Annotated in this window: 20 protein-coding genes, 1 tRNA gene and 2 pseudogenes; 5 read left to right on the top strand and 18 right to left on the bottom strand. The window is 72.3% G+C overall.

Going from position 1 to position 23152, the window contains the following annotated elements; all coding sequences use genetic code 11:
* Positions 1–3: 3 nt before the first annotated feature.
* Positions 4–477 (bottom strand): annotated as a pseudogene (locus ACQEVB_RS08955) (phosphotransferase); the annotation flags it as partial.
* 425 nt (positions 478–902) lie between these two features.
* Between ACQEVB_RS08955 and map the strand changes: the two are divergent.
* Entirely contained in the window at positions 903–1667 is a 765-nt protein-coding gene (map, locus tag ACQEVB_RS08960) for a type I methionyl aminopeptidase (protein WP_432967341.1), read from the top strand.
* Here map and ACQEVB_RS08965 read toward each other — a convergent pair.
* The gene (locus ACQEVB_RS08965; protein ID WP_432967344.1) at positions 1654–2301 is read right to left on the bottom strand and encodes a TetR/AcrR family transcriptional regulator; all 648 of its coding nucleotides are present in this window, start codon (positions 2299–2301) and stop codon (positions 1654–1656) included. The genes map and ACQEVB_RS08965 overlap by 14 nt on opposite strands.
* Before the next feature lie 75 nt (positions 2302–2376).
* Here ACQEVB_RS08965 and ACQEVB_RS08970 point away from each other — a divergent pair, with 75 nt between their 5' ends.
* On the top strand, positions 2377–2772 hold the full coding sequence (locus ACQEVB_RS08970) for a Dabb family protein (RefSeq protein WP_432967347.1): 396 nt from the start codon (positions 2377–2379) through the stop codon (positions 2770–2772).
* Positions 2773–2840: 68 nt separating this feature from the next.
* Here ACQEVB_RS08970 and ACQEVB_RS08975 read toward each other — a convergent pair.
* Both ACQEVB_RS08975 and ACQEVB_RS08980 read right to left on the bottom strand, forming a co-directional pair.
* A tRNA-Pro gene (locus ACQEVB_RS08975) sits at positions 2841–2917 on the bottom strand.
* 34 nt (positions 2918–2951) lie between these two features.
* Positions 2952–3887 (bottom strand): metallophosphoesterase, encoded by a 936-nt coding sequence (locus tag ACQEVB_RS08980; RefSeq protein ID WP_432967350.1) that lies wholly within the window; start codon positions 3885–3887, stop codon positions 2952–2954.
* Between the two features lie 46 nt (positions 3888–3933).
* Between ACQEVB_RS08980 and ACQEVB_RS08985 the strand changes: the two genes are divergently transcribed.
* Entirely contained in the window at positions 3934–4404 is a 471-nt protein-coding gene (locus tag ACQEVB_RS08985; RefSeq protein WP_432967352.1) for a GatB/YqeY domain-containing protein, read from the top strand.
* A gap of 4 nt (positions 4405–4408) precedes the next feature.
* Here ACQEVB_RS08985 and topA read toward each other — a convergent pair whose 3' ends face one another.
* From topA to ACQEVB_RS09005, 4 genes are all read right to left on the bottom strand, one after another.
* Positions 4409–7105: a type I DNA topoisomerase gene (topA, locus tag ACQEVB_RS08990; protein WP_432980245.1), complete on the bottom strand. Its 2697-nt coding sequence runs from the start codon at positions 7103–7105 to the stop codon at positions 4409–4411.
* Between the two features lie 295 nt (positions 7106–7400).
* On the bottom strand, positions 7401–7994 hold the full coding sequence (locus tag ACQEVB_RS08995; protein ID WP_432967355.1) for a hypothetical protein: 594 nt from the start codon (positions 7992–7994) through the stop codon (positions 7401–7403).
* Positions 7995–8068: 74 nt separating this feature from the next.
* Positions 8069–8671, bottom strand: coding sequence for a hypothetical protein (locus ACQEVB_RS09000; protein ID WP_432967358.1), 603 nt, complete (start codon positions 8669–8671; stop codon positions 8069–8071).
* 145 nt (positions 8672–8816) lie between these two features.
* Entirely contained in the window at positions 8817–11144 is a 2328-nt protein-coding gene (locus tag ACQEVB_RS09005; RefSeq protein ID WP_432967361.1) for a sodium-translocating pyrophosphatase, read from the bottom strand.
* Positions 11145–11554: 410 nt separating this feature from the next.
* Here ACQEVB_RS09005 and ACQEVB_RS09010 point away from each other — a divergent pair, with 410 nt between their 5' ends.
* Positions 11555–13846 (top strand): DEAD/DEAH box helicase, encoded by a 2292-nt coding sequence (locus tag ACQEVB_RS09010; RefSeq protein WP_432967364.1) that lies wholly within the window; start codon positions 11555–11557, stop codon positions 13844–13846.
* A gap of 405 nt (positions 13847–14251) precedes the next feature.
* Here the strand turns inward: ACQEVB_RS09010 and ACQEVB_RS09015 are convergent.
* From ACQEVB_RS09015 to ACQEVB_RS09055, 9 genes and pseudogenes are all read right to left on the bottom strand, one after another.
* Positions 14252–14590: pseudogene (locus tag ACQEVB_RS09015) on the bottom strand (Rv3654c family TadE-like protein); the annotation flags it as partial.
* Positions 14587–14901, bottom strand: coding sequence for a TadE family type IV pilus minor pilin (locus ACQEVB_RS09020; protein ID WP_432967367.1), 315 nt, complete (start codon positions 14899–14901; stop codon positions 14587–14589). The pseudogene ACQEVB_RS09015 and the gene ACQEVB_RS09020, both read right to left, overlap by 4 nt.
* A 50-nt stretch (positions 14902–14951) precedes the next feature.
* Positions 14952–15182 carry a DUF4244 domain-containing protein gene (locus ACQEVB_RS09025; protein ID WP_432967370.1) on the bottom strand — a complete coding sequence of 77 codons (231 nt, stop codon included), beginning with the start codon at positions 15180–15182 and terminating at the stop codon, positions 14952–14954.
* 37 nt (positions 15183–15219) lie between these two features.
* Positions 15220–15948 carry a type II secretion system F family protein gene (locus tag ACQEVB_RS09030; RefSeq protein ID WP_432967373.1) on the bottom strand — a complete coding sequence of 243 codons (729 nt, stop codon included), beginning with the start codon at positions 15946–15948 and terminating at the stop codon, positions 15220–15222.
* Complete coding sequence (locus tag ACQEVB_RS09035) at positions 15945–16754, bottom strand: type II secretion system F family protein (RefSeq protein ID WP_432967376.1); 810 nt, start codon at positions 16752–16754, stop codon at positions 15945–15947. The genes ACQEVB_RS09030 and ACQEVB_RS09035 overlap by 4 nt, the downstream gene beginning before the upstream one ends.
* A 226-nt stretch (positions 16755–16980) precedes the next feature.
* Positions 16981–18453: a hypothetical protein gene (locus tag ACQEVB_RS09040; protein ID WP_432967379.1), complete on the bottom strand. Its 1473-nt coding sequence runs from the start codon at positions 18451–18453 to the stop codon at positions 16981–16983.
* Positions 18450–19664, bottom strand: coding sequence for a TadA family conjugal transfer-associated ATPase (locus ACQEVB_RS09045; RefSeq protein WP_432967382.1), 1215 nt, complete (start codon positions 19662–19664; stop codon positions 18450–18452). Before ACQEVB_RS09045 ends, ACQEVB_RS09040 begins: the two co-directional genes overlap by 4 nt.
* The gene (gene ssd / locus ACQEVB_RS09050; RefSeq protein WP_432967385.1) at positions 19661–20800 is read right to left on the bottom strand and encodes a septum site-determining protein Ssd; all 1140 of its coding nucleotides are present in this window, start codon (positions 20798–20800) and stop codon (positions 19661–19663) included. The genes ACQEVB_RS09045 and ssd overlap by 4 nt, the downstream gene beginning before the upstream one ends.
* Positions 20757–20972 (bottom strand): hypothetical protein, encoded by a 216-nt coding sequence (locus ACQEVB_RS09055; RefSeq protein WP_432967388.1) that lies wholly within the window; start codon positions 20970–20972, stop codon positions 20757–20759. Before ACQEVB_RS09055 ends, ssd begins: the two co-directional genes overlap by 44 nt.
* A 245-nt stretch (positions 20973–21217) precedes the next feature.
* Here ACQEVB_RS09055 and ACQEVB_RS09060 point away from each other — a divergent pair, with 245 nt between their 5' ends.
* Positions 21218–22039: an HAD family hydrolase gene (locus ACQEVB_RS09060; protein ID WP_432967390.1), complete on the top strand. Its 822-nt coding sequence runs from the start codon at positions 21218–21220 to the stop codon at positions 22037–22039.
* Positions 22040–22373: 334 nt separating this feature from the next.
* Here the strand turns inward: ACQEVB_RS09060 and ACQEVB_RS09065 are convergent, their stop codons facing one another.
* Positions 22374–23126, bottom strand: a complete 753-nt coding sequence (locus ACQEVB_RS09065) for an oxidoreductase (RefSeq protein ID WP_432967393.1) — start codon at positions 23124–23126, stop codon at positions 22374–22376.
* Positions 23127–23152: the final 26 nt, after the last annotated feature.

Genomic DNA, 23152 nt, shown 5'->3' on the forward strand with positions numbered 1-23152 from the left:
GCCTCAGACGGCCTTCGCCCACCCGTACGGATCGGCACCGGACGGGACGGCGTGGATGCCGTGCCACAACGTGAGCACCTCCAGCCATCGGCGTTCGACCGGGGTGAGCGGGCGCACGGACTCGCAGCCGTCCAGGAGGGCGTGGCGAACGGGCATGGGCGCCGGGCGCCAGTCCGTGAAGTGGGTGCCAAGGTGGACGAAGGCCAAGGCGAGTTCGTTGACGCAGTGGTCCAGCGCCACGCCGTCGACGTCGAGGACGGCCATGACCTGCGAGTCTGCCGTGATGATGTTGGCGGCGCGGTAGTCGCCGTGCACGGGCTGCAGGTCGTGGTCGACGGGCGGGAGCGACGCCATCAGCTCGCGCAGCCGGACCGATGCCGTCCCCGCGGTCCCGCGGTCCCACCATTCCCGGACGCCGTGACGCAGATCTGCGTCCCGGTCCGGCCGCCGGCGGTCGGTGACCCGCCAGCGCGGCCAGGCACGCGCCGGCGCGCCGGACCGCGGTCAGGTCGCCCGTGTCCAGCAGGTCGCCGTCCACGAGCGGTTGCACGGTCGCCGAGACCGTCAACGGCCCGGACCGGACGACCACCCGAGAGTGCCCGTCGACCGAGGCCAGCGGCAAGGCGACCGGCACCCCGCGCGCGTGGATCGCCGGCAGCAGGCCCGCGACCGCGTCCAGCCGGGCGAACTGGGCCTGCGCCCGGGACCACTTGACGAGCCAGCCTGCTGCGGCGTCGAAGCCGTCGAGGCCGAACCGTTCCTGCAGCGCGGCCTCGGGATCGACCGACTCCCACAACATCGACGGGCTGGCGGGGAACGTCCCGCACAGCCTGGTGGTCGGTATTTCTATACCGGCTCCGTGCTACTGTCCGGTATAGGAATACCGGTACGGGGAGGTCTTGGTGATCGAGCTGAAGACGCCTGCGGAGATCGACCGCATGCGCGTGACGGGGCGGTTCGTCGCCGAGGTGCTCTCCGAGGTCGGCCGGCTCGCCGACGTCGGCGTCAACCTCCTCGATCTCGAGCACCACGCGCGCCGGATGATCGAGCGACGCGGCGCCGAGTCCTGCTACTGGGACTACGCCCCGTCCTTCGGGCGCGGCCCGTTCCGCAACGTGCTCTGCCTGTCGGTCAACGACGCCGTCCTGCACGGCCTGCCGCACGACTACGTCCTGCGCGACGGCGACGTGCTCAGCGCTGACCTCGCCGTCCGCATCGACGGCTGGGCGGCCGACTCGGCACGCACGGTCGTCGTCGGCACGGCGGCCGAAGAGGATCTGCGGATCGTCCGCGCCACCGAGGAAGCCCTCGAAGCGGCGATCGCGGTGGCACATCCGGGCAATCGCCTCGGCGACGTCTCGGCAGCCGTCTCGGCGGTCGCGCGTGACTACGGGTACCCGGTCAACAACGAGTTCGGCGGGCACGGCATCGGCCGCACCATGCACGAGGACCCGCACGTGCCCAACATCGGCCGGGCCGGCCGAGGGCTGACACTCCGACCAGGCCTGACGCTCGCGGTCGAACCGTGGTTCGCCCGCACCACCGACCGGATCGTCTTCGACGCCGACGGCTGGACCATCCGCTCGGCCGACGGCTCCCGCACTGCGCACTCCGAGCACACCGTGGCCGTCACGGAGGACGGGCCGCTGGTCCTCACTCGCCCGTAGTCGGCGCCTCCGTGCCGTAGGCGCGGAGGAAGGTGTGCGCCGCGTTCCGGGCGACCTCCCGTCGTTCGCCGGCCGCGAGGCGCGTCGTGCCCAGGTGGGATCGGGTCTCGAGCGGACCGGTGAGCATGGCGGCGAACTGCTCGGCGGCGACGGCCGGCGAGACGTCGAGCGCCAGCCGGCCGGCCAGCGCCAGCCGCGCCAGCCGCGAGGCCAGCGCGTCGGTCACGTGGTCGGCCGCCCGGTCCTTCACGATGTCGAGCAGATCCGGCATCGTCGTCACCTCGGCGTGCAGCAGTCGCCGAAGCGCCCACGAGCGTTCGTCGCAGTAGCAGTCGGCCAGCCGCAGGCCGGTCTCCGTCAGCATCGCCACCAGATCACCCTGCTCGCGCAGCAGTTCGACCGCGGCGAGGTTCCGGGTCAGCGCGTCGTCGGCCAACGCGGCGATCGCCTGACGGAAGAGGCTCTCCTTGTCCCCGAAGTGGTTGTAGATCGTGTGCTTCGCGACGCCGGCCTCGGCCGCGATCGCGTCCATCCCGGCTGCGCGGTAGCCGTCCCGGGCGAAGGTGGTGAAGGCCGCGGCCAGGATCGCGCGCCGCTTGTCGATGCGCCCGGTGGCGTGCTCGGTCCTGACCACGGCACAACGATATCTATCGCACTCGTCGGTGCGTTAAAGTGCACTGATCAGTGCAATTCGGTGAGAGGAGCGGTCATGATCGTCAACGTGCTGCGGTTCAGCTTCAAGCCCGAGGTGCCCGACGAGGAACGGGCGGAGGTGCTGGCCGCGATGCGCCGCACGGCATCGACCGAACCGGTGGCGTTCGCGACGGTCGGCCAGGACCTCGGCGACCCGGCAGAGGGCTTCACCCACGCCTACCTGGTGGGTATCCCCGACCTGGACGCGCTGGAGCGCTACATGCACGACCCCGTGCACCTGGCCGGCGACGAGTACATCCTCGGACGGTTGGCCACGCTCTCCGCCGTGCGGCTCTCGGACGACCTGGCTCCCGACCTGGGCCAGAAGGTCTACGCGATGCACAACCGCAAGGTCGAGATGTACCCGCAGTGGGGAGACGAGGTGGCGAACCTCTTCGGCACTCCCAGCTGAAGCCGGCGCCGGATGCACGAAGGCCCTGGTCGGCACTCCTACTGGAGGCTCTGGCCAGGGCCTTTGCGTGGTCGGGGTGACAGGATTTGAACCTGCGACCTCTTCGTCCCGAACGAAGCGCGCTACCAAGCTGCGCCACACCCCGATCGGCCCCACATCCCGGCGGGCCGTGATGAAGTCTAGCCGACGTCCGCAGCGGTCCGCGCTGGGGTTACCCCTCGGCGGACGGGCTCGACCGGGCGAGGAACGAGCGTCAGCAGGGTGGCCTCCGGCGGGCAGGCGAAGCGCACCGGGGTGTACGGGGAGGTGCCCAGACCTGCCGACACGTGCAGCCAGGTGTGCGCGCCCCATCGGGACGCGCCGCGGGCCCGGGAGCGGTCCAGCCCGCAGTTGGTGACCAGCGCGCCGTAGCCGGGGACGCGGAGCTGGCCGCCGTGAGTGTGACCGGCCATGACCAGGTCGTAGCCATCGGCGGCGAACTGGTCGAGGACCCGCGGCTCCGGCGAGTGGACGAGACCCAGTCGCAGGTCGGCGCTCGGCTTGCCGGAGACACGGCCATAGCGGTCCAGGCCCAGGTGCGGGTCGTCGACGCCGGCGACGGCGATGCGGACACCGTCGATGTCGAGCATGAGCCGCTCGTGCGTGGCGTCGTGCCAGCCACGTTCCACGAACGCGGCGCGCAGGTCGTGCCACGGCAGCGGCTCACCGTGCAGCCGCTTCTCGTTGCGGCCCAGGTAGCGGGCCGGGTTCTTCGGCTTCGGGCCGAAGTAGTCGTTGCTGCCGAACACGAACAGTCCGGGCACGTCCAGCAGCGGGCCGAGCGCCTGCACGACCGCGGGCACCGCCTGCAGGTGGGCCATGTTGTCGCCGGTGTTGACGACGAGATCGGGCTGCAGCGCGGCGAGCTCGGACACCCACCGCTGCTTGCTGCGCTGCCGCGGGGTCATGTGCAGGTCGGACACGTGCAGGACGCGCAGCTGCCGGGTGCCCGGCGCGAGCACGGGCAGCGTGGCCTCGCGCAACGTCCAGTGACGCAGCTCGACGCCCGCCGAGTACGCCAGCGTCGCGACGCCCGTCGCGGTCGCTCCGAGCGCCGCTTTCACCCAGCCGTTCATGAATCCCAGCGTACGACGGCCGCCCCGTCCGATAACGTCCACGCCCGTGACCACGCTCAAGGAGCAGCTGCGCGCCGACCTCACCGCCGCCATGAAGGCACGCGACGAGCTGGTGAAAGGCACCCTGCGGATGACGCTGACCGCCGTCGGCAATGCCGAGGTGGCCGGCGACGCCGCCCGGGAGCTCTCCGACGACGAGGTGCTCGGCGTGATCGCCAAGGAGGCGAAGAAGCGCGCCGAGGCCGCGGAGGCGTTCGACGGAGCCGGCCGCACCGAGCTGGCCGAGAAGGAGCGCGCCGAGGGCGAGGTGCTGGCGCGCTACCTGCCGGCCCAGCTCACCGACGAGGAGCTGGTGGAGATCGCTCGCCAGGCCGTCGCCGACACCGCGGCCGAGCTGGGCGAGCAGCCCGGCCCGCGGCAGATGGGACAGGTCATGAAGAAGGCCACCGCGGCCGTCGCCAAGCGCGCCGACGGCGGCCGGGTGGCCGCCGCCGTCAAGGCCCAGCTGCTCGGCTGAGCCGTTACTTCGCGGGCGCCTTCTTGCGGGCGGGCGCCTTCTTCGCGGGCGCCCGCTTGGCCGGGGCCTTCTTGACCGGCGCCTTCGCCCGACGCTCGGCCAGCAGCTCCGACGCGCGCTCGTCCGTGATCTGCTCGACGGAGTCGCCCTTGCGCAGCGACGCGTTGGTCTCGCCGTCGGTGACGTACGGCCCGAACCGCCCGTCCTTGATCACCATCGGCTTCTTCGTGACCGAGTCGACGCCCAGCTCGCGCAGCGGCGGGGTGGCCGCCGCAGTGCGGCGGCCGCGCTGCTTCGGCTGCTTGTAGATCTCCAACGCCTCGTCGAGGGTGACCGTGAACAGCTGCTCCTCGCTGGTCAACGACCGCGAGTCGGTGCCCTTCTTGAGGTACGGCCCGTAGCGGCCGTTCTGCGCGGTGATCTCCTCGCCGCTCTCCGGGTCGGTGCCGACCAGCCGCGGCAGCGACATCAGCTTCAGCGCCTCTTCCAGGGTGACCGTGTCGGTGGTCATGCCCTTGAACAGAGACCCGCTGCGCGGCTTCGGCTTCGCGACCTTCTTCTTCGCCCCGCCCTCGGGCTCCGGCGGCTCCGGGAGGATCTCGGTGACGTACGGGCCGAACCGGCCCTCCTTCGCCACGATCTCGTGCCCGGTGACCGGGTCGGTGCCCAGCGAGCGGCCCTCCTGCGGAACCGAGAAGAGCTGCTCGGCGACTTCGGGGGTCAGCTCGTCAGGCGGCAGGTCGTCGGGCAGGTTCGCCCGCTGCGACTCGCCGTCGCGCACGCGCTCCAGGTACGGCCCGTAGCGACCGACGCGCACCACGACGTCGTCGAACACGGGGACGGAGTTGATCTCCCGGGCGTCGATCTCCTCGAGGTTGACCCCGACGAGCTTCTTCAGCCCGCCCGCCCGCGCCACCGAGCCCTCGGTGCCCTGCTGGCCGCCGAAGTAGAAGCCCGAGAGCCAGCGGACACGGTCGTCCTCGCCGGACGCGATGAGGTCGAGCTCGTCCTCCATCGCCGCGGTGAAGTCGTAGTCGACGAGCCGGCCGAAGTGGTGCTCCAGCAGACCGACGACGGCGAAGGCCACCCACGACGGGACGAGCGCCTGCCCCTTCTTCCAGACGTAGCCGCGGTCCTGGATCGTCTTCACGATCGAGGCGTACGTGGACGGGCGGCCGATGCCGAGCTCCTCCATCGCCTTGACCAGGCTCGGCTCGGTGTAGCGCGAGGGCGGGCTGGTGGTGTGGCCCTCCGGGTTCAGCTCGGCCGCCGTGAGCGCCTGGCCCTCGGTGAGCTCAGGCAGCCGCGACTCGGCGTCGTCGGCCTGGCCGCCGTCGCCCTCGTCGAGGGTCTCGACGTACGCCTTGAGGAAGCCGGGGAACGTGATCGTGCGTCCCGACGCGGCGAACGTCACCTCCTCGCCGGTGGCCGCGGTGCCCGCGATCCGCACGCTGACCGTGGTGCCGCGCGCGTCGGCCATCTGCGAGGCCACCGTGCGCTGCCAGATCAGCTCGTAGAGGCGGAAGTCGTCGCCGTCGACCTCACGCGCGATCTCGCCGGGGGTACGAAAGGTGTCGCCGGCCGGCCGGATGGCCTCGTGGGCCTCCTGCGCGTTCTTCACCTTGCGCGTGTACTGGCGGGGCTGGGCCGGCACGTACGCGTCGCCGTAGAGCTCCCTGGCCTGCGTGCGGGCCGCCTGGATCGCCGTGGGCGACAGCGTGGTGGAGTCGGTGCGGAGATAGGTGATGTAGCCGTTCTCGTACAGCCGCTGCGCGCTGCGCATCGTGCGGTCGGTCGAGAACCGCAGCTTGCGGCCCGCCTCCTGCTGCAGCGTCGAGGTCATGAACGGCGGGTACGGCCGGCGCGTGTACGGCTTCGACTCGACCGACTCGACGGCCATCGGCCGGTCCTGCAACGCCTCCGCCAGCCGGCGCGCCGACGCCTCGTCCAGCGCCTGGGCAGGGTTGGTGCGGCTCGCCTTCAGCTGGCCGTCGGCGCCGAAGTCGCGGCCCGTGGCCACGCGGGTGCCGTCGATCGCCACCAGACGGGCCGGGAACTGGCGTGGTGAGGCGTCCTCGCCGGCGTCCATCTGCGCCGCGATGTCCCAGTAGCTCGCCGAGACGAACGCCATGCGCTCGCGCTCGCGCTGCACGATGATCCGGGTGGCCACCGACTGCACACGGCCCGCCGACAGCTTCGGCATGACCTTCTTCCACAGCACGGGGGAGACCTCGTAGCCGTAGAGGCGGTCGAGGATCCGGCGCGTCTCCTGGGCGTCGACCAGATCGTGATCGAGATCACGCAGATTGGCGACGGCGGCCTGGATCGCGGGCTCGGAGATCTCGTGGAAGACCATCCGGCGCACCGGCACCTTGGGCTTCAACGTCTCCAGCAGGTGCCAGGCGATCGCCTCGCCCTCGCGGTCGGGGTCGGTGGCGAGCAGGACCTCGTCGACGTCCTTCATCGCGGTCTTGAGCTCGGAGACCTTGCTCTTCTTCTCCGGCTGCACGATGTAGAGCGGCGTGAACTGGTTGTCGACGTCCACGCCGAGCCGGGCCCACGACTCGCCCTTGTACTTCGCCGGCACGTCGGCGGCCCCGCGCGGCAGGTCCCGGATGTGCCCGACCGACGCCTCGACGACGTAGTCCTTGCCCAGGTACTGCTGGATCTTCTTGGCCTTCGTGCCGGACTCGACGATCACCAACCGGCGGGTCGGGCCACTCGTGGCCGAGCCGGTCGGCGGGGTGCGCCTGCGTCCTCCTGCCGCGCTCTTGCTCGGGCCGGTCGCGGGCGTCGAGCTCGTCGTTCCGATTGACACGTGGTCCTACTCCGTTGTCCTTCGCGCCGGCGATCGGGTCGCCGGTTGTCCCCCGAGTATGCGGTGCGCGCCTCCCGGCTCTCCGCCGGACCTCACGAACGCACCTGCCCCGAGCGTGTCGCCATCGTCACGCTCGGCAGGCAATCGCTGCCATGCGGCGAGAGCGTAACCAGATCTGTCAAGCAGTTGCGCGACCCCAGCAGCGCGGCCAGACCGCCGCCGGCAGCCGTACGGGCGGTGGCCCGACCAGCTCCACGAGCCGCTGCATCCGCCGCGTGCCGCTGATCCGAAGGGCGCCGATCCGGGACATGCGTGCTGGTGGCAGACCTGCGCGCGTCAACGCGCCGATCAGCGGGAGGTGCGTCTGCGGAGCGTGCGGATCCAGTGCCAGCAGGTAACCGCCGCGCTCGTCGGGCCATCCCGACGTCAACGCCCACATCCGTAACGCCGCGCCGTCGAGTTCCCATCCCGCCGGGACGTCCTTCACCGCGCCGCGCGTCCACTGCTTCGCCAGATCGACCAGATCACAGCGGAAGGCCGTGCGCACCGCCGTCGCCCCGTTCTCGGTCACGACCGCCTGTGCCGCCACCCCGAACCCGGCGATCGCGGCCGTGACCGCGCCCGCTCGGGACGCGTCGGTGAGCAGCACCGACAACCGGGCCTGATCGCCCGAACCGAAGCGCACGATCTGACCCGGTCCGCACAGCACCCCGGCGAGATCGGCCAAGCCGGCCGGTCGGGCCTCCGCGGAGAACAGCGACAGCTGCGACACAGGCCGTACAGTAGAACACCCGTTCGATCGACGGGAGTCGACGCGCCGGTTCGATGCACCGGCCGGCGTGGGAGTCAGCTGCCGGCCGGCTTACCGCTGGGCGGCGGGGCCTGCTTGCTGAGCTGCTGCAGCTGCTGGCAGTTCTTGGCCGCGCTCGTGGCGCTCGAGACCTCGGGCGTGGACGGCACGTTGAACGCCGGCGGCGACTTCAGCACCTGCAGGGCAGTGGTGGCGGCCGTGATCGAAGCCGGGTCGTTGGTGTTCGCCTTGTCCACGGCGCCCTTCGTCTGCTCCAGCTTGCCCCGGTAGTCCTTCAGCGGATCGAGGATGCCCTTCACCATCGCGTCGCCACCGGCGATCGGCGACGGACCCGCGCTCTCGGTCGTCTGCACCGCCTTGTCGATGCCGCTGATGTAGGAGCCGATGAACGCGCTGTAGCTCTTGAAGGTCGCCTGCGGGCTCGAGGTGTCGACCTGGGGGCTGCGCACGGTGTTGCTCAGCTCGAGCATCGAGCCGCAGACCTTGTCGATCCACGCCACCCCCGCCTCGTTGCCGGCCGCCGGTGCCGCTCCGGTGCCGTTGCCGGCCGGGGCCGGGGCGGAGCCGCCGCATCCTGCTGCCAGCAGCACGCAGCCGGCAGCGATCGCGGTGAGGACGGAACGATAGGTGCGGTGCATGGGACCTGCTCCCTGGTGTGGCTCTCGGTCGGTGGGGCTATCGGTAGTGGCGGACGCGGCGTGACAGTCTCCCCCGCGCCGAAACGGGCGAGGCCGCCCACCCCAGTACAGGGGTGGACGGCCTCGCCCGGATGTGAGCTGGCGCTCAGGCCACCTTGGACTCCGACGGGGTGTCGGAGATCGTGGTGGACCGGCGCTTCGAGACCACGACCGCGCCCACGATGATGACCACCGCCACCAGCGCGATCACGATGCGCAGCGGCGCCGACGCGCTCTCGCCGACCGAGAAGTACACGATCGCCGGAGCGATGAGCACCGACACGAGGTTCATGACCTTGATCAGCGGGTTGATGGCCGGACCGGCGGTGTCCTTGAACGGGTCGCCGACCGTGTCACCGATGACGGTGGCGGCGTGCGCCTCGGAGTTCTTGCCGCCGTGGTGGCCGTCCTCGACCAGCTTCTTCGCGTTGTCCCACGCGCCGCCCGAGTTGGCGAGGAAGATCGCCATCAGGGTGCCGCACGCGATCGCACCGGCCAGGTAGCCGGCCAGCGGGCCGACACCGAGACCGAAGCCGACCGCGATCGGGGCGAAGATCGCCAGCAGGCCGGGGGTGGCCAGCTCGCGCAGCGAGTCGCGGGTGCAGATGTCCACGACACGGCCGTACTCCGGCCGCACCGTGCCCTCCATGATCCCCGGGTTGTCGCGGAACTGGCGGCGCACCTCGAACACGATGGCGCCGGCAGCCCGCGTGACGGCGTTGATCGCCAGGCCCGAGAACATGAACACCACGGACGCCCCGATGATCACGCCGACCAGCGTGTTGGGGGCGAACACCTCGTAGGCGAACGCCGTGCCGGCGTCGGCAGCCGCGGTCTTCGCGGTGCTGAGCGCCGACGTGATGGCGTCGCGGTAGGAGCCGAACAGCGCGGTCGCCGCGAGCACGGCCGTGGCGATCGCGATGCCCTTGGTGATGGCCTTGGTCGTGTTGCCCACCGCGTCCAGCTCGGTGAGGATGTCGACCCCGGCGCCCTCGACGTCGCCCGACATCTCGGCGATGCCCTGCGCGTTGTCCGAGACCGGACCGAAGGTGTCCATCGCGACGATCACGCCGACGGTGGTGAGCAGGCCGGTACCGGCCAGCGCGACCGCGAACAGCGCCACCGTGATGGAACCGGTCGCGAGCGCGAACGCGCCGAACACCGCAGCGCTGATCACGATCGCGGTGTACACGGCAGACTCGAAACCGATCGAGATGCCGGCGAGGATCACGGTGGCCGGGCCGGTCAGCGACGACTCACCGACGGTCTTGACCGGCTTGTCCTCGGTGCCGGTGAAGTACCCGGTCAGCCACAGGATGATCCCGGCCAGCACGATGCCGATGAGCACCGCGACGGACGCGATGATCTGCGGGTTGGAGCCCGCCATGTCGGCGACGACCGTGCGGTCGGTCGGACCGCCCAGACCGTTGAACGAGCTGGGCAGGTAGGTGAACGCCGCCACGATGCACAGCACGCCGGAGATCACCGCGGAGATGTAGAAGCTGCGGTTGATCGTGGTGAGGCTGCTCTCGCCCTCGCGGGTCCGCGTGATGTACACGCCGACGATCGCGGTGAGCACGCCGATGGCCGGCACGATCAGCGGGAACAGCAGGCCCTGCTGGCCGAACGCGGCGGACCCGAGGATCAGCGCGGCGACCAGGGTCACCGCGTAGGACTCGAACAGGTCGGCGGCCATGCCGGCGCAGTCGCCCACGTTGTCGCCGACGTTGTCGGCGATCGTCGCGGCGTTGCGCGGGTCGTCCTCCGGGATGCCCTGCTCGACCTTGCCGACCAGGTCGGCACCCACGTCGGCGGCCTTGGTGAAGATGCCGCCACCGACTCGCATGAACATCGCGAGCAGCGCGGCTCCGAACCCGAAGCCCTCCAGGACCTTCGGCGCCTGACCGGCGTAGACCAGCACCACGACGGTGGCGCCGAGCAGCCCGAGGCCGACGGTGAACATGCCCACCACGCCGCCGGTGCGGAACGCGATCCGGGTGGCCTTCTCGCGGCCCCCGTCCTCGCGGGACGCAGCGGCAACGCGGATGTTGGCGAAGGTCGCCAGGCGCATCCCGAGGTAGCCGATGGTGGCGGAGAACGCGGCACCGACCAGGAAGAAGATCGACCGTCCGATCCGTTCCCCGATGTCGTCTGCCGGGAGAGCGAACAACAGCAAGAAGACGATCACGACGAATATCGCGAGGGTGCGGAACTGGCGGTTGAGGTACGCCGAGGCGCCTTCCTGGACCGCGCGGCCGATGTCCTGCATCTTCGAGGTGCCCTCGCCGGCGGCGAGGACCTCCCTGCGCAGGACGAAGCCGACGACCAGTGCGACAACGGCGACCACCGCAACCACACCGACGACGATGCGATCGCCCCCGCCGAGCGTCAGCTGCGTCGCTGCGCCTTCGGCGAGAGTGGTGGACAAGGACATCCGTCCTCCTGGTTCAGTGGATCACTGGACAGCCAGGGCACGGTGACTCGACCCCGGCGTCGGACAGCCCGTTGCCGCAGGTAGACCGCGGTCGGGCGAGTGCAGTCTAGGAGTGTGACCCACGCAACAGGTTCGGGGAGGTACCCCGCCGACCGCTCATAACGATCTCGTCACGAACTGGGCCGCATGCCTCCCGAGCTGCGCTGCTGTGCCGATTCGAGCGGTGAATCGATCATGAACCGGCGCGGGAGCGCCCGCCCCGACCGCCACGGCGGGCCGACTTGTCGGCCGTCTGTGTCACCCTCCGATGCAGCGGGGCGACGTGCGGATGCTGGGACGGGAGTGTGGTGAGCGGGGTGACTGTTGCAGGAGACGTGACTCCCGGCCGAGCAACCCACCTTCTACGGCGGGTGGCCGGAGGTGCCCTCCACGAGGCGGACGGCCCGTTGCGGCACGTGGTGCACCTCGCGCCGCGTCCGGCGGTCACCACGGACTGGCCGGCCTGGACCCCCGAGGTCGTGCGTGCCGCGTTGGCATCCCGGGGAGTGGCCGCGCCCTGGGTCCATCAGGTGGAGGCGGCCGAGCTCGCCCACGCCGGCACCGACGTGGTGGTGGCGACCGGTACGGCGTCGGGCAAGTCGCTGGCCTACCAGCTGCCCGTGCTCACCGCGCTCATGGAGGACCCGCGGGCCACGGCCCTGTACCTGGCGCCGACCAAGGCGCTGGCCGCCGACCAGCTGCGCGTGCTCGACGAGCTGGGCCTGGCGGACATTCGCCCGGCCGCGCTCGACGGTGATGCTTCGCCGGACGCGCGCGACTGGGCGTGCCGGCACGGCCGCTGGTTGCTGAGCAACCCCGACATGCTGCACCGGAGCCTGCTGCCGCGGCACGGCCGATGGGCGCACTGGTTCCGCAGGCTGCGCTACGTCGTGGTCGACGAGTGCCACACCTATCGCGGGGTGTTCGGTACGCACGTCGCGCTCGTGCTGCGGCGGCTGCTGCGGATCTGCGCGCGCTACGGCGCCCGGCCGACGCTGGTGCTCGCGTCTGCGACCGTGGCCGAGCCGGCCGAGTTCGCCTCGCGGCTCGTCGGACGAGAGGTGACCGCGGTGTCGCGGGACGCCTCTCCGCAGGCCGGTCGCACCGTCGCGCTGTGGGAACCTCCCCTCCTCGACGCAGGTGCCGGAGAGAACGGAGCACCAGCGCGCCGCGGAGCCGGAGCCGAGGCCGCCCGGATGCTCGCCGATCTCGTGATGGACGGTGCGCGAACCATCGCGTTCGTCCGCTCCCGACGTGGTGCCGAGCTCGTCGCGCTCGGCGCCCGCCGGCTGGTCAGCGACGTGGACCCGGAGCTCGCCGATCGGGTCGACGCGTACCGCGGCGGCTACCTCCCCGAGGACCGCCGGGCGCTCGAGGCCGCGCTCACCGACGGCAGCCTGCTCGGACTGGCCAGCACCAATGCCCTCGAGCTCGGCGTGGACATCGTGGGGCTCGACGCCGTGGTGATGGCCGGCTTCCCCGGCACCCGCGCCTCGTTCTGGCAGCAGGCGGGCCGCGCCGGCCGCGACGCGCGCAACGACGCCCTCGTGGTGCTCGTGGCGGCCGACGATCCGATGGACACCTACCTCGTGCACCATCCCGACGCGCTGCTCGGAGCCCCGGTGGAGGGCTGCGTGCTGGACCCGGGCAACCCGTACCTGCTCGGGCCGCACCTGGCCTGCGCGGCGGCCGAGCTCCCCGTCACCGAAGACGAGGTGCAGCCGGTCTTCGGCGAGACGGCAGCTGCCGTGCTCGACGAGCTCGTGGCCGACGGGGTGCTGCGTCGCCGCTCCGCGGGGTGGTACTGGCCGAGCACCCAGGATCGGCCGGCCGGATACGTGGACCTCCGCGGCTCCGGCACCGGGCAGGTTGCGCTCGTCGAGAAGTCGACCGGGCGGGTGCTCGGCACGGTCGACGGATCCTCGGCAGCGGCCACTGTGCACACCGGCGCGGTGCACCTGCACCGCGGCGAGACCTACCTCGTGGATCGGCTCGATCTCGCCTCCGGCGTGGCGTTGGTGCGTGCCGGTGACCCCGGATGGCGCACGGTCGCCAGGTCCGTCTCCGACGTCGCCGTACGCAGCGTGCTGCAGTGCCGGACCCACGGTCCGGTTCGGGTCTCGTTCGGAGAGGTCGACGTGACCGGGCGGGTGGTCGCCTACCAGCGCCGAGGAACCGACGGCACGGTGCTCGCGACGGTGCCCCTCGACCTGCCCGAACAGACCCTGACGACCCGGGCCGTCTGGTACGACCTCGATCCCGCCGCCCTGCGGGCCGTCGGTCTCGCGCAGGCGCGGGTGCCCGGCGCGCTGCATGCCGCGGAGCACGCCGCGATCGGACTGCTGCCCTTGTTCGCGCTCTGCGACCGCTGGGACGTCGGCGGACTCTCGACCGCCGCGCATCCGTTCACCGGGCGGCCGACGGTGTTCGTGCATGACGGGCACCCGGGTGGCGCCGGCTTCGCGGAGCGCGGGCACGCCGTGCTCGCCTCGTGGTTGGCGGCGACCCGCCAGGCGATCACCGACTGCACGTGCCGGACCGGCTGCCCATCGTGCGTGCAGTCGCCCAAGTGCGGAAACGGCAACGCACCACTGGACAAGGAGGGTGCGGTGCTCGTGCTGGACGCCGTGCTGCGGGCCGTCGGCTCCACACTCGAGAGGTAGGGCGCCGCCGGCCGGCCTTCTCGGGGGTGGGGCCGGCCGGCGGCGTCCTGATCGCGACGGAACCGGATCGGGGGTGAGCGTCGATGACGCCCCGGTTCCACCGCAGCTGGGGGAGCGAAGTCTCGAGTTGTGTGCGCGCTTGCTGAACGCTTGCCAGGTATCCAGTAGGCGACAGAGCACGCTGTGCCACCAGAGGTGGTCGCCGATCGGCGGCAATGCAACGACGAGCGTGGACCGTGACCGATCGACGCAGATCGGAGCGGTGGGACGACCGTTCATCGGGCGAGCAGTACCGTTGATCAGTAACAGTGTCTGAGATCGCAGGTGATCGCGGCGGCGTCGGCGCCGTCCGGACCACAGGGCCAGGACGGCTGGCGCCGTGGCAGCGGGATCGGGTCCGGCGAACGCCCGTCCCCGCGCCGTGGCCAGCCCCGGAAGGGCGACCGCGATCCCCGCCTCCACCTCGACCGCGGCGTTCCACCCGACCAACACGCACTCGACGAGTCGGGTGCCGTTGGCCTCCGCGAGCTCGCGAGCGCGGCCACAAGCGACGCTCGTGCCGTGCACGGCCAGCGTCGCGGCCCCCAGCGCGCCGAGGTCGGCTGCAGCCTCCGCCCGATGCCTGGCAAGGACCGCCGCGGCGAGGTGCAGCACGATCAACAGAGCCGCCATCACCACGGCGACACCCGCTGCTGCCCAGACGGTGGCGACACCTGCGTCTGGTTCGAGCTCGTTCGCCCTCATGGCGCGACCGTCGGTTCGATCGCGCCCACGGACCGTCCGCTCAACGTGATGGGGAACGGCGGCACGAGCCGTACGGAGACCGATCCGGTGAGCAGCTCGCCGGTCTGGTCGAGCTGCACCGCCGCACCGGCCGGAGCCAGTGCGGCGGCCACCGCCCGACCCCGCTCGGCCTCCCCACGCGCCGCGAGGCGGACCAGTTCGCGTGCCGCGTCGGTGCATCGCACGGCAGCACCGGCGGCTGCGACCGCGCCGACCGCCATGGTGAGGAACACCGTCAAGGCGCAGAGGGCCAGGGCGGCCTCGACCGTCACCGCTCCTCGATCCCGGGCCGGTGCTCGCGCCGCCGGCTCGTGCGTGGTCATCAGAACGTGGCCGTGAGCGCGCGTTGGATCAGAGTCGTCAGTGCGCCCACGATGGAATCGCCACTCACGACAGCGTAGAGGATGGCAGCGAATGCCGCTGCCGCGATCGTGCCGATGGCGTACTCGACGGTGCTCATCCCGCTGTCGTCGGTGGCCAGGCCGCGCAGCCGGTGGGACAGCGGATGCCGCCGGCGTCGACGTTCGAGGATGGGGGCAGGGATCGTGGTCATCGGATCTCTCCTTCTGTTGTGACGGGTTGTCGACGGATCACCACTGGTCGAGGACGGCGCCGGCGAGACCGATCACCACCGGGCCGATGCCGAGGACGAGGAACGCCGGCAGGAAACACAGCCCCAGCGGGCCGGTGATCATCACTGCAGCTCGTTGTGCGCGGGCCTGGGCCGAGTCGGCCACGGCGGACCGGATGCGGCCCGCTTCGGCAGCGGCGACATCGGCCAGTGCAGCTCCGGTGCCGGCCGACCGGGCCGCTGCTCTGGCGAAGGTGGCGAGTGTCGGGGACTCGACGGCGGACTGCCACGCGTCGGGTGGGTCGGCGCCCAGTGCGAGCAGGCCGGCGACACGGCGCAGCCGCGCGCCTGCCGGTCCGGTCACCGACTCGGCGCCAGCGGACACCGCGGCGGCGACGGGCAGACCGGCGCGCAGGCACACCGCCAGCAGCTCCCAGCACGACGCGAGCTCGATCTCGCTGTCGGGCGCCTCGCGGGTGGCACGGCGGACGACGGCGCCGGCGGCCACCACTGCTGCGCCGCCGAGGACGACCGCGGGTCCGGCACCTGCGACGGCCCAGCCCAACCCGGCGCCGGCAACTCCGGCAACCGCGATCCACGCCGGGCGGATCGGCGGACCCGGGTCGGCCGGTGCCTGGGCAGGCGACCGCAGTGACCGGAGCCGTTGAGCCGGATGACGGGAACCGGCGACGAGCACCGCCACCGCCAGCAGGGCGACGCCGCAGGCTCGGACGGTTTCGGGACTCATCGGGGCACCGCCCTGCTCATGATCCGTTCGCTCCACGTCGCGCCCGCTGCGGCGAGGCCGACGCCGACGACCACGAGCGCCTGCCCGATCAGCCCGCTCCGCAGCACCTGCAACGGGTTCGCGCCCAGCAGTTGCCCCAACCCCAACCCCAGCACGGGTAGGCAGGTGAGGACCGCGGCAGTAGCACGCGGCCCCGCCAGCTGCGCGCGCACCGAGGCACCGAACCGGACCCGCCAGCGCATGTCGGACCGGGCGCCGGCCAGCAGCTCGGCGAGCGGTACGCCGTGGCGCTCCGCGAGCGACCACGCGGCCGCGAGCCGGTGCAGATCCTCGGCCACCGTCGGATGGGCCGTCGCGGTGCGCCGCATCGCGCCGGCCACGTCTTCGCCGAGCGCCGCTGCGGTGGCCGCCGGGGTCAGTACCTCGCGAGCTAGGGATCCGTCGTCGCTGACACCGGCCAGCGCGGTCGCGGGGTGGCCACCCGCGCGCAGTTCGTCGCTGATGCGGCCGAGGGACTCGGCCAGCTGCTCCGTGACGGCGGTCGCGGCAGCCGTCCGACGGGCTTGTGCTCGCCGTCGGCGGACGACCGCCGCCACCAGGGCACCCGCGATCGCGCCGCCGGGACCGGCGGTGACGAACCCGGCGAGGAGGCCTCCGAGCACCGGTGTCAGGGAGACCCAGCGAAGCGGTGAACGGCGCGTTCCCGGCCAGGGCGGGAACACCGCCGGGAATCGGGTGCGGGCCGGCGCGGACGGCGTGAGCAGCACGGCGGCCGCGATGCACAGCGATGCGATGGCGATCAGCACGACGCCCTCCCGCACAGGACGAGGTGCCGGGGCGCGCGGCGCCGACCCCTCAACAGCTGCGAGCCGGGGTGGTGCGGAGCGGTTCCACAGCTGGACTCCTGCGGACCGTCCTCCTGTTGGACGCATTCGGGCTGCGGCGCGACTGATGTGGCAGCCGGGCCCCGAGGCTCGTCGGGGGTCGGCCGGCGTTCCTCCGTCGTCGCCGCGGAAGCAGCCGGTGTGCTGCTCATGGCGCGCTCACCCCACTTGCGCCCAGCCTTCTGGCTCCTCCGCCGGTCCAGCTCACACCGCGTGGCCCAGTCGATCGGACGCGGGCGAGGCCGGACCCGGTGGTGGTCCGCTCCGCGATCCCAATCGCGTGGAGCACTCGGCTCCTCGTGCCCGCTTGTGTGGCGATCCTGGTGCGGTCGGGAAGCGGGATGAGTGCGGCTTGTGAGTCGGTACAGCCGGGCCGCTCGGCCAGGTTGGGGCTGGCGGTGCCGGACTGGTGGAGGGCGTCGATGCCGTCGCGTGCTCGGCTGGTGGTGGCCGTCGGCGGGGTGCTCGTGTGCTCGGGTGGCGGGGCAGTGAGCGGGGTTCGTGGTTCGGTCCAGTCCGCCGTGCCGCTCCGGTCCGGGTGGTCGGCCAGGTTGGGGTCGGGCGAGCCGGACTGGTGGAGGGCGTCGATGCCGTCGCGTGCTCGGATGCTGGTGGCCGTCGGTGTGATGCTCGTGTGGTTGGGTGGCGGGGCAGCGAGCGGGGTTCGTGGCTTGGTCCAGTCCCCCGTGCCGCTCTGGTCCGGGTGGTCGGCCAGGTTGGGGCCGGGCGAGCCGAATTGGTGGAGGGCGTCGATGCCGTCGCGTGCTCGGCTGCTGGTGGCCGCTGGCGTGATGCTCGTGTTGTCGGGTAGCGGAGCAGCGAGCGGGGTTCGTGGCTCGGTCCAGTCCGCCGTACGGCTCTGGTCCGGGTGGTCGGTCAGGTTGGGGCCGGGCGAGCCGAATTGGTGGAAGGCCTCGATGCCGTCGCGTGCTCGGCTGCTGGTGGTCGTTGACGTTGCGCTCGTGTGGTCGGGTTGCGGGGCAGCGAGCGGGGTTCGTGGCTCGGTCCAGTCCACCGTGCCGCTCCGGCCCGGGCGGTCGGCCAGGTTGGGGCCGGAGGTACCGGATCGGTGGGAGCCTTCGATGGCGTCGCGTGCTCGGATCTTCGTGCCCGCGGGTGTGGCGCTCCTGGTGTGGTCGCGGCGCTCGGCCGTGCGTGCCGTGTGCTCTTCGGTCCGGCGCACGCCGTGGTTCCGGGTCTGTCGGCGTCGGGTGAGGCCGAAGCGGGTGGGCTGGTCGGAGGCTGTTGTGACATCGAGGGTTCGGCTGGTGACGGTCGCGGATGTGTCGTCGATCGGGTGTTCGCGCCGCACGGTGGCTGGTGTGATGCGCCCTTCGGCCCAGGTCGGACCGCCGGTCTCGGACGCCGCCGTGGGGTCGAGCGGTGTCGCGCTCCCGGTGTGTCCGCAGCGCAAGGCGGTGAGTGCAGCCGATCGCTCCAGGCGTTCCTCCTCACTGATCGGGGCTGATCGGACCGGACCGTGGCCGGCGCCGGTCGTGCTGGTCCGGCGGGAAGCTGCGGTGGGTTCGCCCAACGGAGTGGCGGGCGCGGTGTGTTCTTCGGTTCGGCTGATGCCGTGGTTTCGCGGTGCTCGGCTGGTGATGGCGGGTGTGGCGCTCATGGTGCGTTCACCCCGCGTTCGCGCAGGAGTGCCGCGAGAGCGGCGCGTCCTTCGGCCCAGCCGACGCCGCGGATCCAGGCCGGTCTGACCTCGGCCAGGCCGGAGCCGGCGGCACCGGCCCGGTCGAAGACGCCGACGACGTCGAGCACTCGGCCACCGCCGGCAAGCCGGCGCATGTGCAGCACCACCTGGATCGCCGCGGTGAGCTGGCTGTGCAGTGCGTCGCGGGCGAGGCCGCCGGCGGCGGCGAGCGCCTCCATCCGGGCCGGGATCTCACGGGCCGAGTTGGCGTGGACCGTGCCGGCTCCGCCGTCGTGTCCTGTGTTGAGCGCGGCCAGGAGGTCGCAGACCTCCGCGCCGCGCACCTCGCCGACCACCAGCCGATCGGGGCGCATCCGCAGGGCTTGGCGCACGAGGTCGCGCACGTTCACCCCGCCCGCGCCCTCGATGTTGGCCGGCCGCGCCACCAGCCGGACGACGTGGGGGTGCCGGGGGCGCAGCTCCTCGGCCTCCTCCACCACCACGAGGCGCTCCACCGGGTCCACTGCCGACAGCAGCGCGCCCAGGATCGTGGTCTTGCCCGAGCCGGTGCCGCCGGAGACCACGAAGGCGAGCCGGGCCGCCAGCACCGCGCGGACCACCGCCTCACCGGTGGCGTCGAGCGTGCCCAGCGACCGCAGCGTGGCCAGGTCGTGCGCGGCGGGGCGCAGCACCCGCAGCGAGAGGCAGGTGCCGTCGGCCGCGACCGGTGCGAGCACGGCGTGCAGGCGGACACCGACGTCGCCGAGCCAACCATCGACGAACGGGCTGGCGTCGTCGAGCCGGCGACCGGCGGCCAGCGCGAGCCGCTGGGCGAGCCGGCGCACGGCCGCGTCGTCGGGGAAGCGGACGGCGGTGCGCTCCAGGCCCGATCCGCGATCCACCCAGACCGCGGTGGGTCCGGTGACCAGGACGTCGGTGGTGCGCGGATCGCGCAAGAGCTCGTCGAGGGGGCCCGCGCCGACGAACTCCTGGCGCAGCACGCGCAGTGCCGCCAGCACATCGATGTCGGAGGCGACGCCGCCGGCTTCGGCACGGACCGCGGCTGCGACGGCGGCCGGGGTGACCCCCTCGCCGGTGGCGGCCAGCCGGGCCCGGACCCGATCGACGAGCTCAGGAGTTGCGGAGAGGGCGTGCTGCCGCGACGGCGCGACGGCAGTGCTGCCGTTCATGCTGCCGCTCCGCCCCGGACGGCCAGCATCGTGGCGATCTCGACGAGGACGGTGCGTGCTGCCCGTTGCAGCGGTCCGCTCGTGGTGCCCGGTACGCGGCCCAGCTCGAGTGCTCGCGCCAGGCGTGGCTCCGGTCGCATCGCGGTGAGGAGCGGCAGGCCGAGCGAGGCGGCCACCTGGGTGGCGTCGACCCCGCCGGGCGACGGTCCGCGCACGACGACTCCGGCCGGGATCCCACGTTCGGCGAGGATCTCGGCGATGCGCGCCGCAGCGGCACAGGACCGCAGGTCGGCCGGCACCACCACGAGCGTGACGTCGGCGGCGCTGAGGGCGGCGAGTGCGGCGTCGGTGGGGTAGCGGGGCAGGTCGCACACGACGGTCTCTCCGGCTCGTCGTCCCGCTTCGAGCACCGCGACCACCGCACCTGGCGTCGGCCCGTGCGCGGCCCGCTCGCAGGACAGGACGCTCAACCGGCCCTCGCCGCCCCGCCCGATGCGCGGCGCGGGGAGCGCGGCGTGCAGCGCCGCGGCCGGTACCCGGCCGCCGCTCACACCGATCTGGGACCAGCGCAGGCCTTCCGCCTCCTCGGCGCCGAGCAGGACGTCGAGTCCGCCCCCGAGCGGGTCGCAGTCGACGAGCAGGGCGTGCTCGCCGGTGCGGACAGCGGCTACGGCCAGAGCGGTGGCGAACACCGACGCGCCGGCGCCGCCGCGGCCGCCGATCACGCCGATGACCGCCCCGGATCGTCGGCTGCCCTCGGCCGCCTCGGTGAGTGCCGCGACGAGCCACGCCTCCGCCTGTGGGACGGACACGACGTGCTCGGCGCCGACGGCGACCGCGTGCCGCCACGTCTCGGGCGGCGGGTCGCCGCAGACCGCGACGACGACGCCCGACCGCCGCGGCAGCGCTGCCTCGGCACAGGTCCGGGCCGCCACGGAGTCGAGCACCACGAGCGGCGCGTCGAGCCATCGCCGGCGCGCGTCGGAGGGATCGACAGCCCTGCTGACCTCGCAGCCCGCGGCGGCCGCGAGCCGGAGCAGGGTGTCGAGCAGCTCGGGATCGGATGCCATGACGAGCCCGCGACGCGTGGCGTCACCGGTGGGATCGGCTGTCGGCGAGCCGTTCGTCGCGATCATCTCTGGTCTCCTCGTGCCGGGCTCCGCTGCGGAGCGGTGACGAGGACAAGCGTGCGGCGTGGGCGCCGCCGGCGGGAGTGAAGATCAAAAACTGTGGATGGATGAAGGCCGATGTGGACAACTCGGCGGTCTCGGCCCGATCGAGGAGCGAATCGTCGGTGTCGTCGGTCATGATGAGGCGGGCAGCTCGTGCCCGGCCGAGAATCCATCGGTCCGCGGACATGGGACGACCCCCGCCAGGGGGGATTGGCGGGGGTCGTCTGCGGGTTCAGCTCCGGGGGGTCGAGCTGAACCACGTGCCCGGTCGATACCGGACCCCACAACTGTAGCCGTTCCGGGGGCACAACGCCCACGTCCGGAAGGACCAGTTGCCGGCGACGTCAGAAGCGACGGATGGTTCTGGCAAGCTCAGGAACTGTGACCGGTCCGCACGACGCCGTGCCCGGCCGCGACGGAGCGGCCGCGTTCTTCGACCTCGACAAGACGATCATCGCTGGATCCAGCGCGCTCGCCTTCAGCCGCCCGTTCCTCCGGCAGGGTCTGATCTCCCGGCGCTCAGCCCTGCGCAGCGCCTACGCACAGCTGTTCCTGGTGCTCTCCGGCGCTGACCACGACACCATGGACCAGCTGCGCATGCGGCTCACCGCGCTCTGCAAGGGGTGGGACGTGGCGCAGGTGAACGCCATCGTCGCGGAGACGCTGCACGAGATCGTCGAGCCGATGGTCTACGCGGAGGCGACCGAGTTGATCGCGATGCACCGGGCCGTCGGCGACGAGGTCGTGGTGCTGTCGGCGTCCGGGTCGGAGGTCGTCGAGCCGATCTCTGCGATGGTGGGGGCCGATCGCTGCGTGGCGACCCGGATGGCTGCCGAGGACGGGCGCTACACGGGCGAGATCGCCTACTACTGCTACGGGCAGGAGAAGGCGTCCGCCGCCGCGGCCATCGCCGAGGAGCGCGGGTACCGGCTCGCCGACTGCTTCGCCTACACCGACTCCATCACGGACCTCCCGCTCCTGGAGTCGGTCGGGCATCCGGTCGTGGTGAACCCCGACCGCGCCTTGCGCCGGGTCGCGGTGCAGCGCGGCTGGCCGGTGCGGGAGTTCAGCGCGCCGGTCCCGCTGCGGTCGAGATTGCGCCCGCGCGGCACGTTGCTCGCCGTCGGGTTGGGCGCAGCGCTGGTGCTCGGCGGCGCCCTCGTGCTGGGCCGGCGGCGTCCCTCGTACGAGGGGTCCGCATGACTACGCTCCGTGCCTGAACCGGTGCACCTGTCCCAACCTCTTGCTGTGGCCGGAGTCACGGGCTACAAAGGCATCACGGACTTCAGACCGGCCAGGGGCGGTGCGGCAGAGAAGCACCCGTCTCCCCCGATCCGAACTCCGTACGCGAAGACCGGGCACTCCACGCACAGCACGCCGCGGGAGGCATGTCGTCGTGGGCCTGCGTAACCGGACCACCGGGCGCCGAGGCCAGACCACGACACGTAGTGCACGCCTGGACCCTGGTCGTTGCGTTGGCGGGCGGTACTCCTCACGGGGTGCCGCCCGCTTTGACGTGCGGAGACGAATCCGGACGTCAGGTGCGGGCCTCGGCGATCGACCGGCCTTCCCGGACCCCCGCCTCCCACTGCGCGCAGCAGTGGACGATCCATGCCGCAAGCCCTTCGGGGCTTCCGCCGGCGAAGCCGGCAGCCGTCTCGAGGTACGCGGACCGGGCGCGCAGGTGGCCGACCTCGGGCACGGCCAGGCCCTTCGGATCCAGTCCGGCGACGATTGCGGCGAGTCGGGCGGCGGCCCGTGCCACCACTCCGTTGGCTGACGGGAAAGGACGCAGTGCCAGTAACTCTCCGTGGACCACAGCGACCAGTACCGGCGCCGGTGCCCGGGTCCCGCCGGTGACGAGGTCGGCCAGCAGCGCCAGCCGGCTCGACACCTCCGCGGATCCGTGCGGGCGGCCGAGCTCGCCGCCGTGGCGATCGGCCGGAACGAGGTCCGCGGCGGCCACGAGGTGCAGCCGAGCGAGCGCCTGCAGCGGCGCGGTTCGCCAGGTGCCGAGCAGCTTCCCGATCTCCTCCGCGGCACGCACGGCACCGGCCAGCACCGGATCGGTCACCGCGCCGTCGACGGCGTCCAGCGTCGCGCCGTCGAGCGCGGCCGAGGCCCGAGCTGCGCGCAGCCCGGCCTCCGCGGCCGATGCCGGCCAGCCCCGCCGGTTGACGGGGTGGTTGTGCAGCCCGACGAGCGCGTTCCTGGCCCGTTCCACGGCGTTCTCGACACCAGGCAGCGCCAGCAGCGGGGCCAGCGGGTCGGACGTGCTCTGCAGGGCCATCCCGGCATCGTGTCAGGAGCAGCCGA

The organism is Pseudonocardia sp. CA-107938 (assembly GCF_050936315.1).
In the GTDB taxonomy this organism is placed as follows: domain Bacteria; phylum Actinomycetota; class Actinomycetes; order Mycobacteriales; family Pseudonocardiaceae; genus Pseudonocardia.